This is a genomic window from Rhizobium sp. rho-13.1 (genome assembly GCF_007000305.1).
GTDB classification, from domain to species: Bacteria; Pseudomonadota; Alphaproteobacteria; order Rhizobiales; family Rhizobiaceae; genus Rhizobium; species Rhizobium rhododendri.
This window is the reverse complement of sequence record NZ_SCFL01000004.1, coordinates 179,378-193,628: the sequence shown is the minus strand read 5'-3', so window position 1 is coordinate 193,628 and position 14,251 is coordinate 179,378. Positions and strand designations below refer to the sequence as shown.

14 protein-coding genes and 1 riboswitch are annotated in these 14,251 nt (G+C 60.8%); of the genes, 3 read left to right on the top strand and 11 right to left on the bottom strand.

What is annotated here, in order from left to right; genetic code table 11:
* The first annotated feature begins 15 nt into the window (after nt 1-15).
* Complete coding sequence (locus EQW76_RS14170) at nt 16-921, top strand: MurR/RpiR family transcriptional regulator (RefSeq protein ID WP_142825020.1); 906 nt, start codon at nt 16-18, stop codon at nt 919-921.
* Nucleotides 922-987: 66 nt separating this feature from the next.
* Here EQW76_RS14170 and thiD read toward each other — a convergent pair whose 3' ends face one another.
* Genes thiD through thiC form a run of 6 tightly spaced genes read right to left on the bottom strand, consistent with a single transcriptional unit; the run spans nt 988 to nt 6,197 of the window.
* On the bottom strand, nt 988-1,785 hold the full coding sequence (gene thiD, locus EQW76_RS14165) for a bifunctional hydroxymethylpyrimidine kinase/phosphomethylpyrimidine kinase (protein WP_142825019.1): 798 nt from the start codon (nt 1,783-1,785) through the stop codon (nt 988-990).
* Entirely contained in the window at nt 1,782-2,405 is a 624-nt protein-coding gene (locus tag EQW76_RS14160; protein WP_142825018.1) for a thiamine phosphate synthase, read from the bottom strand. Before EQW76_RS14160 ends, thiD begins: the two co-directional genes overlap by 4 nt.
* A complete protein-coding gene (locus EQW76_RS14155) occupies nt 2,402-3,175 on the bottom strand; it encodes a thiazole synthase (protein WP_142825017.1) in 774 nt (257 codons plus the stop codon). Before EQW76_RS14155 ends, EQW76_RS14160 begins: the two co-directional genes overlap by 4 nt.
* 3 nt (nt 3,176-3,178) lie before the next feature.
* Nucleotides 3,179-3,379 carry a sulfur carrier protein ThiS gene (gene thiS / locus EQW76_RS14150; RefSeq protein ID WP_142825016.1) on the bottom strand — a complete coding sequence of 67 codons (201 nt, stop codon included), beginning with the start codon at nt 3,377-3,379 and terminating at the stop codon, nt 3,179-3,181.
* A complete protein-coding gene (gene thiO, locus EQW76_RS14145) occupies nt 3,376-4,362 on the bottom strand; it encodes a glycine oxidase ThiO (protein WP_142825015.1) in 987 nt (328 codons plus the stop codon). The genes thiS and thiO overlap by 4 nt, the downstream gene beginning before the upstream one ends.
* Nucleotides 4,362-6,197 (bottom strand): phosphomethylpyrimidine synthase ThiC, encoded by a 1,836-nt coding sequence (thiC, locus tag EQW76_RS14140; RefSeq protein ID WP_142825014.1) that lies wholly within the window; start codon nt 6,195-6,197, stop codon nt 4,362-4,364. The genes thiO and thiC overlap by 1 nt, the downstream gene beginning before the upstream one ends.
* Nucleotides 6,198-6,291: 94 nt before the next feature.
* Nucleotides 6,292-6,403: riboswitch (TPP riboswitch) on the bottom strand.
* A gap of 361 nt (nt 6,404-6,764) precedes the next feature.
* Between thiC and EQW76_RS14135 the strand changes: the two genes are divergently transcribed.
* Both EQW76_RS14135 and EQW76_RS14130 read left to right on the top strand, forming a co-directional pair.
* Nucleotides 6,765-7,505: a hypothetical protein gene (locus tag EQW76_RS14135; RefSeq protein WP_142825013.1), complete on the top strand. Its 741-nt coding sequence runs from the start codon at nt 6,765-6,767 to the stop codon at nt 7,503-7,505.
* A 91-nt stretch (nt 7,506-7,596) separates the two neighbouring features.
* On the top strand, nt 7,597-8,247 hold the full coding sequence (locus EQW76_RS14130) for a hypothetical protein (protein ID WP_202617147.1): 651 nt from the start codon (nt 7,597-7,599) through the stop codon (nt 8,245-8,247).
* A 118-nt stretch (nt 8,248-8,365) separates the two neighbouring features.
* Here the strand turns inward: EQW76_RS14130 and EQW76_RS14125 are convergent, their stop codons facing one another.
* From EQW76_RS14125 to EQW76_RS14105, 5 genes are all read right to left on the bottom strand, one after another.
* Nucleotides 8,366-9,649 carry a dihydrolipoamide acetyltransferase family protein gene (locus EQW76_RS14125; RefSeq protein ID WP_142825012.1) on the bottom strand — a complete coding sequence of 428 codons (1,284 nt, stop codon included), beginning with the start codon at nt 9,647-9,649 and terminating at the stop codon, nt 8,366-8,368.
* Between the two features lie 3 nt (nt 9,650-9,652).
* Entirely contained in the window at nt 9,653-10,651 is a 999-nt protein-coding gene (locus EQW76_RS14120) for an alpha-ketoacid dehydrogenase subunit beta (protein WP_142825011.1), read from the bottom strand.
* Nucleotides 10,651-11,685, bottom strand: a complete 1,035-nt coding sequence (locus EQW76_RS14115) for a thiamine pyrophosphate-dependent dehydrogenase E1 component subunit alpha (RefSeq protein WP_142825010.1) — start codon at nt 11,683-11,685, stop codon at nt 10,651-10,653. The genes EQW76_RS14120 and EQW76_RS14115 overlap by 1 nt, the downstream gene beginning before the upstream one ends.
* 2 nt (nt 11,686-11,687) lie before the next feature.
* Entirely contained in the window at nt 11,688-13,013 is a 1,326-nt protein-coding gene (locus EQW76_RS14110; RefSeq protein ID WP_142825009.1) for an NAD(P)H-dependent oxidoreductase, read from the bottom strand.
* A 199-nt stretch (nt 13,014-13,212) separates the two neighbouring features.
* Nucleotides 13,213-14,229 carry a sugar-binding transcriptional regulator gene (locus EQW76_RS14105; protein WP_224128035.1) on the bottom strand — a complete coding sequence of 339 codons (1,017 nt, stop codon included), beginning with the start codon at nt 14,227-14,229 and terminating at the stop codon, nt 13,213-13,215.
* Nucleotides 14,230-14,251 lie beyond the last annotated feature (22 nt).

The following is a 14,251-nucleotide window of genomic DNA, read 5'->3' as shown; positions in this document are numbered from 1 at the left end:
CTTTGGGAATAGACGATGCCAAAAGAACCAGATGGCGCGCCTGGCGGGACACGGCGGCCCCGACGCATCGATCGCTTTGGCGAGAGACTGAAGAGCCGCCGGGGGTCTCTTTCGCCAAGCCTGATCAGCGTTGTGGACTACATCGATCAGCACCGGCATGCGGTCCTTGGAAAATCTGCGCTCGAAATTGCCGCTGACACCGTGACCTCGGATGCAACCGTCATTCGCGCGATTCAGGCGCTCGGCTTCGAAGGCCTCATCGACCTCAAGGATACGCTCGAGGCTCATATCGGCGAAACGGACTCGCCTTCCGAAAAGATGGCCGCGACGACGGAGGCACTCGACAGCGGCGCGGATGCCGCGATCGATTTTGTCATCGACGATCATCGAAAGGCGATGGCGGCACTAGCGGAACCTTCCAGTCGCGACGCCCTGAAATTGGCGGTGCCCCTGCTTCTCGAGGCACGATCCATCGGGGTCTTCGGGATAGGCGCTTCCGGCATCATCGCAAGCTACGCTTCCCGTCTTTTCCAGAGAAACGGCTACCGGTCCTATACGCTGAACGCTACAGGGATCGCTCTTGCCGAGCAGTTGCTGTCGATGGAAAGCGGTGACGCGCTCATTATGATGGCATATGGCCGACCACATCGCGAGGCCATGGCCACGATCGGCGAAGCCAAGCGTCTCGGCATCCCCATCGTCATGCTGGTAGGACAGCCCGACACCGTGTTGCGCCGGTATGCGGACGCATCGATCGTCATTCCCCGGGCGAAGACGGAACACGTCGCTCTGCACGGCTCCACCATGGTTTGCATCGAAGCGCTGATGCTGGCGCTGGCCACAGTTGCGCGCGACAGGACACTGCAATCGCTTGATCGCCTCATCGAGTTGCGCAGCGCCGTCAGGCCGAGCAAGAAATAACGCCGCGATACGATCGGCTCCGGAAGCTTGCGGTTTGCGCTCAATGGACTAACCGCTTCACCACTCCTACCACTGGGCATGGAAATGGTGCACCGGACCCCGGCCCTTTCCGATCCGCAGATCCTGTGAAGCGGCCAGGGCTGCGTGCACGTATTCCTTTGCCATTCCAACAGCAGTCGGCAGATCGTGGCCGTGTGCGAGTTGGGCGGCAATGGCTGCTGACAGGGTGCAGCCGGTTCCGTGACCGTTGAGTGTTTCCAGACGAGGGGATCTGAAGGTATGGACCGCTCCGTCGATGGTCAAAAGGGTGTCGACGCATTCGCTACCCTTGCCATGACCCCCTTTGATCAGCACCGCACGTGCGCCCTCGTTGCGTAACTGCAGTGCCTGCCGTGCAACGTCTTCAGGCGTGTCCGCGACAGGCAGGCCTGTCAGGATTGCCGCCTCGAAGAGGTTCGGCGTTATGATATCGGCTCGCGGCATCAGTGCTCGTTTCAACGCAGCCACCGCATCGTCGCGGAGCAACCTGTCTCCGGATGTTGCCACCATGACGGGATCGAGCACGACAGGTCCGTCGAAGCCCCGCAAGCCCTCGGCAACGGTCCGGATCGTGTCCTCGCGCGACAGCATGCCTATCTTGATCGCGTTGACGACGAGATCAGCGAGCACCGCCTGCATCTGGGCTGCAACCATGGAAACAGAGATATCCTCTATGGCCGAAACGCCCAACGTGTTCTGCGCAGTGACGGCGGTCAGCACGCTTGCGCCGTAAACGCCGAGGGCGGAGAATGTCTTGAGGTCCGCCTGGATACCGGCGCCGCCGCCGCTGTCCGATCCGGCGATGGTAAGGGCTATCAGCGTCATTTCTCGATTTCCCCAAGTCTCCACGGTGCCGTTGCTGCAAGCCATTGCCGTGTCCGGCCTTCCGGGTCTTCATGAAGGGTGATGTCGGTAACGACAGCTGCGCACGCAGCCCCATGCTCCAACACCAGCGGTGCCCGCTCGGCAGTGATGCCGCCGATGGCAACGAGGGGAAGATCGCCGATACGACGCTTCCACTCGGCAACCCGTTCGATCCCCTGTGGTTGCCATTTCATCTTTTTGAGGATGGTCGGCCAGACCGGCCCAAGCGCGACGTAATCCGGTCGAGCGTCAAGCGCCGTGTCGAGTTCGGCGACATCATGGGTGGAAAGCCCGAGCTTCAATCCGGCCGCGCGAATGGCGGCAAGGTCTGCCCCGGCAAGGTCCTCCTGTCCGAGATGGACGAAGTCACATCCTTCGTCGATCGCCAGTTGCCAGTAGTCGTTGACGATAAGCTGGCATCCGTGAGCCAGGCACACGGCACTGGCGCGCCGGATTTCCCGCCGCAACTCGGTCTCAGACTTGTCCTTGACGCGCAACTGCACGAGTTTCACGCCGAGCGGCACCAGGCGCTCGATCCAGTCGGCACTGTCGACGATGAGGTAGAAGGGATCGAACTTCATTGAAACACCGCCTTGCCGATGACGGGCGTCGAGGGAACGGCCATGTCACGCGGCTCCAGCATACCGGACAGATAGGCAAGCCGCCCCGCATCGACTGCTTTCGCAAACGCCTCGGCCATGACAGGCGGATCGCCGGCCATGGCGACAGCGGTGTTGAGCAGAACGGCGTCGTAACCCAGTTCCATGACCGCGGCCGCATGCGACGGCCGCCCGAGGCCGGCATCGACGATCAGCGGGATCGCGGGGAAGGCCGCCCTGAAGGCAACGAGCGCCGACGCATTGCGCGGACCCGCCGCCGAACCGATCGGCGCGCACCAGGGCATCAGCACCTGACAACCAGCGGCCAGCAGTTTTTCCGCAACGACGAGATCGTCCGTCGTGTAGGGAAAGACGCAAAACCCTTCGCCTGCGAGGATCCGCGCTGCTTCGACAAGCTCGAACACATCCGGCTGCAGACTGTCGTGATTGCCGATGACTTCCAGCTTGATCCAGTCTGTCGCGAAGATCTCCCTTGCCATCCTGGCAGTCAGAATGGCCTCCGAGGCACTATGGCATCCGGCCGTGTTGGGCAGGACACGCACCCCGAGTTGGCGGATGAGTTCGAAAAATGCACCGCCTGCCCTGCCGCCGGAGGTTTCGCGGCGAAGCGACACGGTGACGATCTCGGCACCCGACCGCCTGACCGCCTCGCCAAGCACCGCCGGAGACGGGTAACGCGCCGTTCCGAGCAGCAGGCGCGACGACAGTTCGGTATCGTAAAGTTTCAGCATTGATCAGCCCCCCTGCATGGGCGACAGGATTTCGATCCGATCGCCGTCTTCGAGGCGCCTGTCCGCCCTATCCTCGCGGTGCACGAGATCGCCATTGACTGCTGTGGCCAGCCACTCGCCTTCGTATTCCAGCACGGCAAGTAGCTCCGCCAGCGTTGCCGCCTGCAGAGCCTGGGTTTCACCATTGACGATGAGTTGTTTCATCGGGAAAACTCCTTCCTGGTGGACGTTCCATTGGAGAGGTGTGTTGCGGCCTTCACGGCCATGGCGGGCGCCAGCAGAAAGCCGTGGCGGTGCATGCCGGCAATCGCCAGCCCCTCCCCGGTTTCAACCACGCGCGGGACATTATCCGAGAAGGCCGGACGGATGCCGACACCAGTTTCCACCAGCCGCGCCTCGCCGAAGGCCGGGTGAAGCGCATAGGCCGCATTGAGCAGCTCCATCAGCGAACGTGCCGAAATCGGCCCGTCATCCTCCGTCTCGATCATCGTCGCGCCAACCATAAAACGGTGGTTGGCGCGCGGCACGACATAGATGGGATGGCGCGGATGCAGCATCCGCACCGGACGCGACAAACTGATCTCATCGGTTTCCAGATGCAGCATCTCGCCCCGTACGCCACGCAGCCCGGTAATGTGGGGGATAGCCGCCGGTCCGGTGCAATCGATTGTGGAAGTGTAGTGCCGTTCCGGCGGTTGGCTGGCACCGAAGTGAAACCGGCTGCCACCCCGGACGAGAGCTTCGGCCAGGCAGGTCAGCGCCCGCCGCGGATCGAGATGGGCTTCAGACGAAGAGAACAGCGCCCTTTCGAAGCGACCGCCAAGCGATGGCTCGAGTTCGGCTATACCATCCCGGTCGAGCCAGACGTGGCCTGTCGTGCGGGAGGCGAACCGGACGAGATCCGGCAGGTCGCGCGGCTGCGCCACCACCAGCGTGCCGTTGCGCACGACCTCGCCCGGAACGGCGTCGCTCCACCAATCGGCCGCCCCGCGACCCAGTGTCAGAACGCTCTCGTCCGCCGCCTCGCTTTCGCAATAGGGCGCGAGCATTCCGCCGGCGAAGGACGATGCCCCGAGCCCTGCCGCATCCCGGCAATCGACAATATCGACCTCATGGCCGCGCTTGCGCAGCTCATAGGCGACAGCCAGTCCGGCGACACCGGCGCCCCTGACGAGCACCCCTGCCATCAGGCTTCACCTACCACGTGTTCGGCCGCGTTTTCCACGGGCATGTAGAGATCGCCGCCATCGCGATAACGGGCGGCCATCGCCTCCAGCCCCTCCTTCTGCGCTTCGGCTCGGATATCGTGCGAAATCCGCATCGAACAGAATTTGGGTCCGCACATGGAGCAGAAATGCGCCACCTTATGCGCCTCCTTAGGCAGCGTCTGGTCGTGGAAGCTGCGCGCCGTATCCGGGTCGAGCGAAAGATTGAACTGGTCCTCCCAGCGGAATTCGAACCGGGCGCGAGACAGGGCATCGTCGCGCAGGCGTGCGCCCGGATGTCCCTTGGCGAGATCGGCGGCGTGGGCGGCGATCTTGTAGGTGATGACGCCGGTCTTGACGTCGTCGCGGTCGGGCAGGCCCAGATGTTCCTTCGGTGTCACGTAGCAGAGCATAGCGGTGCCGAACCAGCCGATCATCGCGGCGCCGATTGCCGACGTGATGTGGTCGTAGCCGGGGGCGATATCGGTGGTCAGCGGTCCAAGCGTGTAGAACGGCGCCTCTCCACAGGTCTCCAGCTGCTTGTCCATGTTCTCCTTGATCTTGTGCATCGGAACATGGCCCGGTCCTTCGATCATCACCTGGCAATCCTTTGCCCAGGCGATTTTCGTCAGTTCGCCCAGCGTCTCCAGCTCCGCGAACTGGGCGGCATCGTTGGCGTCGGCAATCGAGCCCGGACGAAGTCCGTCGCCCAGCGAAAACGTCACGTCGTAGGCGCGGGCGATATCGCAGATCTCGTCGAAGTGCTCGTAGAGAAAGCTTTCGCGGTGGTGGTGCAGACACCACTTGGCCATGATGGACCCGCCGCGCGACACGATGCCGGTCACGCGGTTCACGGTGAGGTGGATATAGGCGAGACGGACGCCGGCATGGATGGTGAAATAATCGACGCCCTGTTCGGCCTGCTCGATGAGTGTGTCGCGATAGACCTCCCAGGAAAGATCCTCGGCAATGCCACCCACCTTTTCCAAAGCCTGATAGAGCGGCACGGTGCCGATCGGCACGGGCGAATTGCGGACGATCCAGTCGCGGATATTGTGGATGTTGCGGCCGGTCGACAGGTCCATCACCGTATCGGCGCCCCAGCGGATCGCCCAGACCATCTTCTCGACCTCCTCCTCCATGGACGAGGTGACAGCAGAGTTGCCGATGTTGGCGTTGATCTTCACCAGAAAATTACGGCCGATGATCATCGGCTCGCTTTCGGGATGGTTGATATTGGCCGGAATGACGGCGCGGCCCTCGGCCACCTCGCGGCGCACGAATTCCGGCGTTACGAAATCCGGGATGTGAGCGCCAAAACTTTCGCCATCCCGCAACGAGGCTTCACGGACAGCCTGGCGTCCGAGATTTTCGCGGATGGCAATGAATTCCATCTCGGGCGTGATGATGCCGGCGCGAGCATAGGCAAGCTGGGTGACGGCCCGGCCGGGAGCGGCCTTCAGAGGCGCATTGCGAACGGGAAATTCCGGCGTCAATCGCTCGCCGGTGGCAAAGCCGTTATCCTCCGGCATGACGTGGCGGCCTTCGTAACGCTCAACATCGCCGCGCGCCAGGATCCAGTTTTCCCGCAGGCGCGAAAGACCGCGATCGATCGCAACGATATGGCCTGGATCGGTATACGGGCCCGAGCTGTCATACACGATAACAGGCGGCTCCCCCGCAGTCGGATGCAGGGAGATTTCGCGCATCGGCACGCGAATGTGGGGATATCGCTGGCCTTCGACATGGATTTTGCGGGAGGCCGGGAATGCGCCCGAGGTGACCGTCGGGCTCTGGTTTTTAGCGGCAATATTCATCGTGAGGCTCCAAGTTTGCGTTTGGAGACCCAGTCCTAGAGCCGGAATGATGGAAGAACGCCGACACGGAATCCGGGATGCGGATCTGTAACTGCAGCAGCGCTTTGCACCGTCCCTACGCCAGTATGAACTGGATCAGGTTCAACGGGTCACTGCGCGCGATAGCAGAATCTCAGCCCCTTGACGGGACACCCCTGGTGAATACGACAAAGCCTATGGCAGCCCGACGAAGGCGTCAAGGGGATGAAAGATGATGTCATTGCCACAGTGCGAAACACAGCCGCGGGGCTTGATGAGAGCTGAACCGGTGGAAGTTGGAACTCCTGATGCGGGCAGAGATATGCGCTGGCCGGGCGCTGCGTTTTAGGTGCGCGCGCATCAAGGCCCATTGCGACCAAACGGCCACTACACCCGCACACGCATCCTGGCGTGGTTGCGAAGTGTCATACAAGTGAACCGGAAGGCACTATTTCTGCGACGAAGGGCGTACAATATTGCCCTGACATAGGATATAATCTGACGAAATGCCTCGGCTCGGCCGGGCGTTCTTCAGATAGAGGCTGTGCCATGCTTTCTACCATTCGACGGGACCTGAAAGACAATATCGGTGACCAGTTTCGGGGCTTCCGGCATCTCATCCACACGTTGAGCTCCGAGGCACCCGCCATCAGCGTCGCCAACCAGCCATTGCCACCCCTTCCGGCAGAGCTAAGCCGTCTTGTCGGCGGCACTTTGCAGACGGTGGATGGGGTGATGACAACGTTGCAATCGCTCGTCACGCCTTTGCGGGATCTGCGGGCGCCGGAGGCAGGGTTCCGGGAGTTCTCCTTCTACTTCGGTGCAGCGGGCGGAGCAATCTCTGGCGACGAGGACGAACTCACCGACGACCTTTACGCGGCGCTCAAGCTCATCACCAAGGGCGTCGGCCCGGCCCGGCTCATCCTGAAAGCGCGTGTCACGGCAGCGGCAAGGCAAGTCATGACGATGTCCAGAAGCGAGCGATGGACCGTGGACGACCTCGGCACCTGCTGCGCAACAGTTTTCATCGCGTTCGTAAAGCACGAGCCAATCGCGAGCGTCGGTAATGCCCATGACAGCGAAACCTGGAAACTCTACGCGGCCCTGTCGCTTGCGTTCGCACTTTCGATTTCAGATCGCCTCACGGGAAGCGAGTTTCAGTCGTTTACGCCGGATGCGATCACGGTTTGCAATCTCCGCAGCGAGGTCTTTCAGGAAGCCATCAGGTCCGGCTCGCGAACCGAAGCGCTGATTAAAACCTGCACGAGCCTTCTCAGACACCTTCCCTGAAGCTGTGCGCTGAACATTTGACAGTTTCTTATGCATATTGTACAAATTAAGCGCAACATTCGGGATAATTTGTCCTGCCGGAGTTACGCGCTTGGATCTGCTCACCCAGAATGAGATTGCAGCAGAGCCTGATTTCGGACATCGGCTCCGCCAACTCAGATGGTTTCGAAAGTCATTTCGCAGCAGTGCGCAGACGCTATCTGCGCGTTACGGACTGTCTGTCACCATCGACGAGGACAAGCTTGCAAAGGTATTCATCGACTGGGTCGAGGTGCTGGATGCGAAGAAGAGCCTGGCGACTGTGAACCGTGCGGATTTCATCGTTTTTGCCGGCGGTCTCGCATTGAAAGAACTGATCAAGGCGCGGCCTGCGAAAGTCGATCTGGTAGAGGCAAAAAGTGCCGTTCCGGTCCCCGGGATTGTGGCCTTCTGGCCCGAGGGTTTTCTTTATACCAACTATTGCATCAGTGCGGTCATAGCGGTGCATCAGCAGGAATTCCAGTCGACATTACCCCTGTCGGGCGGTGTGGATGATCTGCGGACCTGGTGGTCGTTCAAGGAGAACACCAGCGAGATGCCTGCCTATGCGGTCGCATTTCTCGATAAGTTTTTTGGCGGCGAGCCCAACTGGGCGACACCTGATCTGCCAGAGATGCGCGTCGGCATGCTCGCCCGGCAAAATGCGGAAAACAAGCTCGATCGGGCCCCGAGCACAGAACGGCTGGTAGCGCCGACAATTTGAGCGCCGCGGCGATCGGCCTTCATGATCGCTCAGGCATGGAAGTTAGACTTTTCCTCCAGGCTATCTTCGCAAAGAGACTTTGGGGCATCCGGGTGAATCTGATCCACCCGGACTTGCACTATATGATCATCGCCATCGGCGTTTCGATGTATGTCCTGAAAGCTCCGATCAACTCTGCCGCGAGCGCGCCATCCACTGCACGGTGATCGGTCGATAGCGTCACGGTCATCAGCGTCGCGGGTACCACGGCCTCCCCGGAGATCACGGCGCGTCTTTCTCCGGCGCCGACGGCAAGGATGGTGGCGTGCGGCGGATTGACGATGGCTGCGAATTCGCGAATGCCGAACATGCCAAGATTGGAGATCGCGGCGGTCCCCCCCTGGTACTCCTCGGGCTTCAGCTTGCCTTCCTTGGCGCGGGCACCGAGGTCCTTCATCTCGGTCGAAATGACAGACAAGGTCTTTGTCTCGGCATTTCGCACGATCGGCGTGATAAGCCCGCCGGGTACGGATACGGCAACGCCGATATCTACATGCCGATGGACGATCAGGCTGTCGTCAGTCCATGACACGTTGGCATCAGGAACTGCGGCGAGTGCCATTGCGTAGGCCTTGATGACCATGTCGTTGACGGAAAGCTTGTTGGCTGGCTTGCCGCCGATCGGAAGCGTCGAGGAATTCACCTCGGCCCGCAGTTTCAAAAGAGCGTCGATGTTGCAATCGATCGTCAGATAGAAATGCGGTACGGTGCTCTTTGCCTCGACGAGCCTGCGCGCAATCGTCCGGCGCATGTTGCTATGGGCGACCTGATCGTAGCTTCCCTCGGCAAAGAGCTTGCGGGTCTGCTCGCTCGACGGTCCGGCAACCACAGGCTTCGGAGCAGCGGTAGGCGCGGCAACGGGTTCTTCCTGCTGAACAGGCGGTGTGTAGCCTTCCACGTCGGCGCGTGTCACCCGGCCATTTGGTCCGGATCCGGTTATGCGGCTGATGTCTATCCCGGCATTGCGCGCCAATCGCCGGGCAAGCGGGGTGGCCCGGATGCCCTCGCCCGTTTCCACGGTGCTTGCAGGGGCTTCAACGGATGCCGGCTGCTCCGGAACGGCCTCAGTTTTTGTTGCCTGGGGCGCGGCGGGTGCAGCGCTGGAGCCCGGCGAATAAGCCTCGCCGTCTTCGTAGATCCACGCCACCGGCGCTCCGACGGCGATATCGACACCCTCGGCGCCTACCACGTCGCGCAGGATGCCGCTTGCCGGGGCATCGATTTCCATGGCTGCCTTGTCGGTCTCGATCTCGAAAAGCACATCGCCTTTCTTAACCGTGGCGCCGCTTTCAAAAAACCACTTGGATATCCGGCCGGTTGCCATGTCCATGTCAACCTTCGGAAGAATGACTTCGATTGCCATGGCTCAGCGCACTCCCTTCACCAGATCGCGTGCCGCCGCGAGAATGCCGGCGACTTGCGGCACGGCTGCCTTCTCCAGCTCGGGATTGTAAGGAATGGGTGTCTCGGCGCCCCCAAGCCGCACGATGGGTGCATCGAGGTAATCGAAGGCATCGCTTTCAGCGATCATCGCACTGACCTCGGCACCGACACCGAGGGTCTTGACGCCCTCGTAGACACACATCAGCCGGGAAGTCTTCTTGACGCTGGCGATGACGGTTTCCCGGTCCATCGGGCGAATGGTGCGAAGATCCACGACTTCGACATCGATACCCTCGGCCGCCAGCGTATCGGCAGCCTCCAGCGCCTTGTGCACCATGATCGACGTCGCAACGATCGTCAGGTCGCGGCCTTCGCGCGCGATGGCAGCCTTACCGATCGGCACGATATAGTGGCCTTCGGGAACGGGTCCCTTCATCTTGTAAAGCAGCTTGTGCTCGAAGATCATCACCGGGTCCGGGTCTTCGATGGCCGCCAGCAGCATGCCCTTCACATCGTGCGGCGTGGCCGGCTGGATGACCTTCAGGCCGGGAACGTGACCGAGCCATGCCTCGAGGCTCTGGCTGTGCTGTGCTGCCGCACCGGTTCCCGAGCCTGCCGGAAAGCGCATGACCAGCGGTACGGAAACCGCTCCACCCAGCATGTAGCGAATTTTCGCCGCCTGGTTGACGATCTGCTCCATGGCCAGGGCCGCGAAGTCGGAAAACTGGAATTCGAAAATCGGACGCATACCGGTCAGGGCAGCGCCCACCGCCACGCCCGCGCCGCCGAGTTCGGAGATCGGTGTGTCCATGACCCTGTCGGGGCCAAACCGCTCGATCAGATCGCCGGTCACCTGGAAGGCGCCACCGTACACGCCGATATCCTCGCCCATGAGAAACACGCGCTCATCGGCTTCCATGGCAATCGCCATCGCCTCCTGAATAGCCTGGGAATAGCTCAGCTCTCTCACTGCCGCATCCATTACGACTGCTCCGTATATACGTTCTGTCCGAGATCAGCCGTTTCGGGCGATGGGCTGGACTTGGCAAATTCGATGGCTGCTTCAATCTCCTCGCGAACGCTGTCGCGAATGCCTGCCAGCGTCGCCTCGTCCGCTATGCCGAATTCGGCCAGCTGCTTCTCGAACATGTCTATCGGGTCGCGATTGGTCATCCAGTCGTCTATCTCGTCCTTCGTCCGGTAGCGGTTGCGGTCGCTCTTGGAATGGCCACGATGCCGGTAAGTCTTGCACTCGATGAGCGATGGCCCCAGACCGGATCGCGCCCGCTCGACGGCAGCCTGCGAGGCTTCCGCGACATCCGACAGGATGTTGCCGTCTACGATGACACCCGGCATCGAATAGCCGGCCGCGCGATCGGCAATGTTCGGGACGGCGGTCGAGCGCTCGGTCGAAGTCGACATGCCGTATTTGTTGTTCTCGCAGACGAAGACGACCGGCAGCTTCCAGACCGCCGCCATGTTCAGCGCCTCATGGAATGCGCCTTCGTTGTTGGCGCCGTCGCCAAAGAAACAGACGACGACCTTGCCGGTTTTCATCCGCTTCGATGTCAGCGCAGCGCCGACCGCAATCGGAATGCCGCCGCCGACGATGCCGTTGGCACCGAGGTTTCCAGTCGTCACATCGGCGATGTGCATCGATCCACCGCGACCGGCACAATAGCCGGTCGTCTTGCCGAAGAACTCCGCGAACATGCGCTTCACATCCGCACCCTTGGCAATGCAATGGCCATGACCGCGATGCGTCGAGGTGATCTGGTCTTCGTTGGTCAGCGCCAGGCAGATGCCCATGGCGCTCGCTTCCTGACCGATGGAAAGATGCATGGTGCCATGAATCAGACCACGCGTATAACTCTCCTCGGCGCCTTCCTCGAACTTCCGGATCAGATGCATCTTCCGCAAGGCTTCCAAGAGCTGCTCGCGGCTGAAATTCCTGTAGAGAAAAGGCATGTTGCCTGTTTCAGCAACAATTGCCTCGGCTGTCGGACTGTTTGGCATCCTTAAGCTCCTGCCCCGTAAACAAGCTTGTCCTGACGCGCCCGCAGCGCTGCGATCTTCGAGCCCGGCGCCACTGCCGCGTTGGCATAGGTGATCAGCTCACCCTTTTTGATGGCGGCCGTCACAGTGCCGCCCTGCAGCAAGCCGCAGGGAATGGCCGACGCGCTGCGCGCCTCTGGCGCCGTCATAATCCAGGCGCGGTAGCAATATTCGCCGATTGCATCGAGTTTTTCGCCCGGCTTCATATCCTTCTTGGCGACAGCACAGACCTCTGCGACCGGCTTCGACAGGGGCACCATGTCGGCCTTGCCGTAAAGCACGACGCGCGCGCAGGTCAGCGGCACTTCGAGAGACGTCAGGTGGTAGGGCCGATGGAATGTGAAGTACGGGCCCTTGCCCATCTTCAGGTCTTCCATTCGCTCCGAAATCCGCGGATGCGACATGTCGGCAACGACGAAAACGCCGGGCGCCACACCCTTGCCGATGGAATAATCGACGACTCCGATGCGCGACAGCACGCCACCGTCCTTTTCAGGCACAAGCGTCTTTGCAAGCTGGTCGAGCGTTGCTGCCGGGCCGTGCATGCCGGGTTTGTCAGGAACCAGCCCGGTCGCATTGGCGATTGCCGCCATCTCGACCATCGTCTTCGATCCATCGACGAATTCGACGAGCATACGGACATTCATGTGTCGGCGCGCGGCCTCCTCTGCATAGTCGTCCGGTATGGCATCGATGTTCAGGGGATTGTTCTTTCCCTTGCCGGCCGCAACGATCGGATGCCCCATCGCCGAGACGAATTCGATCAGCTCCATGCAGGAAGACGGTTCATCGCCGGCGCCCAGCGAGTAGGTAACGCCAAGGCGCTCGGCCTCGCTCTTCAGGAAAGCCCCTATCGTCACGTCGGCTTCGACGTTCATCATGACGAGGTGCTTGCCATTTTCCATGGCGGAGAGGCCGATTTCAGCGCCAACGGCGGGCACGCCGGTCGCATCGATCACGACGTCGATCAGGCCATTCTGCAGGATGAGATTGGCATCGCTGGTGACGGCGATCTTGCCGCTTTCCATCGCCGCCGTCAGCGCGCTTGCGCTGTCGGCTTCGCGTGCATGTCCGGTTTCCTGGTAGGCAATGTCGACCGCGCGTGACGCGGCGGGAAGATTGAGATCGCAGATTGCACCGATCTCGATGCCCGTCATGTGGGCTACGCGAGTAACGATGTCGGTTCCCATTTCGCCTGAGCCGATCAAGCCGATACGAACCGGACGTCCTGTTTCAGCGCGTGCAATGAGGTCACGCGCCAAGCCCGTTGGCGCGACGTTGATAGCCATAGAAACTCCTCCCAAGTTAATTAATGACCGTGTCTTTCAGTACGACTGTATTCGTACATTTGTCTTTCTGTCAACGCGAATGTTCATTTCGAGACCTCAAAGATGCGCTGCTCCGATCAGGCAACAGCGTACGCATGCCACCGATGTGGGATCGGCCGGCTCTCGAATTTCACGGATAAATGGGTAGTTCAGGCGAGGTTTATGGCGCTTCTGCTGCCAGGAAATCATCTGCGCCCTGCAACAGGCGCCGTGCACTTTCCTCATCGGTGATGAGGACCGTTGGCTGGACAAGGCGCATGGCGCCGAGCATCGATTCGCGCTTGTCTATTCCGCCCGAAGCGAGGATCCGCAAGGGAGTTCGGCGGATACGATCGACCTCGACCGACATGATGAGATTGTTGATCGGATGATTCAGCACATCGCCATTTCGATCGTAAAAATGGAATAGCAGGTCGCCAACCGCGCCCAGCTTTTCCAGTTCGCTTCTCTGCTTCTCGGTAAGAAAGCCGCCGCGATAAAAGGTTGTTGCAGAATCGATGCCGCCGACACTGACAACCACCGCATCCATATTGTCGGCCATGTCCAAAATATCCTGGAGACCGCATCGCTTGATCAGCGCTTCCTTCGTTTCCAGGCTGTCGACCATCGCTGGCGCCGGAATGAGGTAGCCGTCGCCTTGGAACACCTGGGCAAAGCGCCAGGCAAATTCGGCAGGATTGAATCGGCGCGCCTGGCTGACACCGCCCAGAAGCGAAATCACCTTGAAATCCTGAAGATTACGGGCATTGATCGACGAAAGACAGGCAAACAACGTCCTGCCCCAGCCGACACCGACCGTCATTCCCGGCTTCATCGCGTTAGACAGAAACGCACCGGTTGCTGCACTGATCGTCGGGATGGGGTCCGCTTCCGGATCGGACAAAGGTGCCACGACCACCTGCTCTATTCCGAAGGCGATCTCGAGCGATCGCTCGAGCCCGACGATTTCCGCAAGCTCTCCCTCAATGGCGATTTTTACTTCGTTGCGAATTCGCGCCTCCGCCAGCATGCGAACGACGGTGACGCGCCCGACGCCCAGAATATCCGCGATGTCGTTCTGGGTCATTTGCTCGACGAAATACATCCAGGCAGCCCGAATGCGCATTCTGTCAGCCCGGTTGCCCGAAGTCTGGCCGGCCGATGGGGCCTGATCTTCTGCGCCTTCGGATTTTGAGATGTCTTTCTTCGAACGTGCCAAG

What these genes read in the sequence shown, in the direction of transcription:
- EQW76_RS14170 (WP_142825020.1), top strand. Translation starts at nt 16, where the DNA reads ATGCCAAAAGAACCAGATGGCGCGCCTGGCGGGACACGGCGGCCCCGA.
- thiD (WP_142825019.1), bottom strand. Translation starts at nt 1,785, where the DNA reads ATGACGCTGATAGCCCTTACCATCGCCGGATCGGACAGCGGCGGCGGC.
- thiC (WP_142825014.1), bottom strand. Translation starts at nt 6,197, where the DNA reads ATGAATATTGCCGCTAAAAACCAGAGCCCGACGGTCACCTCGGGCGCA.
- EQW76_RS14110 (WP_142825009.1), bottom strand. Translation starts at nt 13,013, where the DNA reads ATGGCTATCAACGTCGCGCCAACGGGCTTGGCGCGTGACCTCATTGCA.
- EQW76_RS14135 (WP_142825013.1), top strand. Translation starts at nt 6,765, where the DNA reads ATGCTTTCTACCATTCGACGGGACCTGAAAGACAATATCGGTGACCAG.
- EQW76_RS14160 (WP_142825018.1), bottom strand. Translation starts at nt 2,405, where the DNA reads ATGAAGTTCGATCCCTTCTACCTCATCGTCGACAGTGCCGACTGGATC.
- EQW76_RS14115 (WP_142825010.1), bottom strand. Translation starts at nt 11,685, where the DNA reads ATGCCAAACAGTCCGACAGCCGAGGCAATTGTTGCTGAAACAGGCAAC.
- EQW76_RS14125 (WP_142825012.1), bottom strand. Translation starts at nt 9,649, where the DNA reads ATGGCAATCGAAGTCATTCTTCCGAAGGTTGACATGGACATGGCAACC.
- EQW76_RS14120 (WP_142825011.1), bottom strand. Translation starts at nt 10,651, where the DNA reads ATGGATGCGGCAGTGAGAGAGCTGAGCTATTCCCAGGCTATTCAGGAG.
- EQW76_RS14155 (WP_142825017.1), bottom strand. Translation starts at nt 3,175, where the DNA reads ATGCTGAAACTTTACGATACCGAACTGTCGTCGCGCCTGCTGCTCGGA.
- thiS (WP_142825016.1), bottom strand. Translation starts at nt 3,379, where the DNA reads ATGAAACAACTCATCGTCAATGGTGAAACCCAGGCTCTGCAGGCGGCA.
- thiO (WP_142825015.1), bottom strand. Translation starts at nt 4,362, where the DNA reads ATGGCAGGGGTGCTCGTCAGGGGCGCCGGTGTCGCCGGACTGGCTGTC.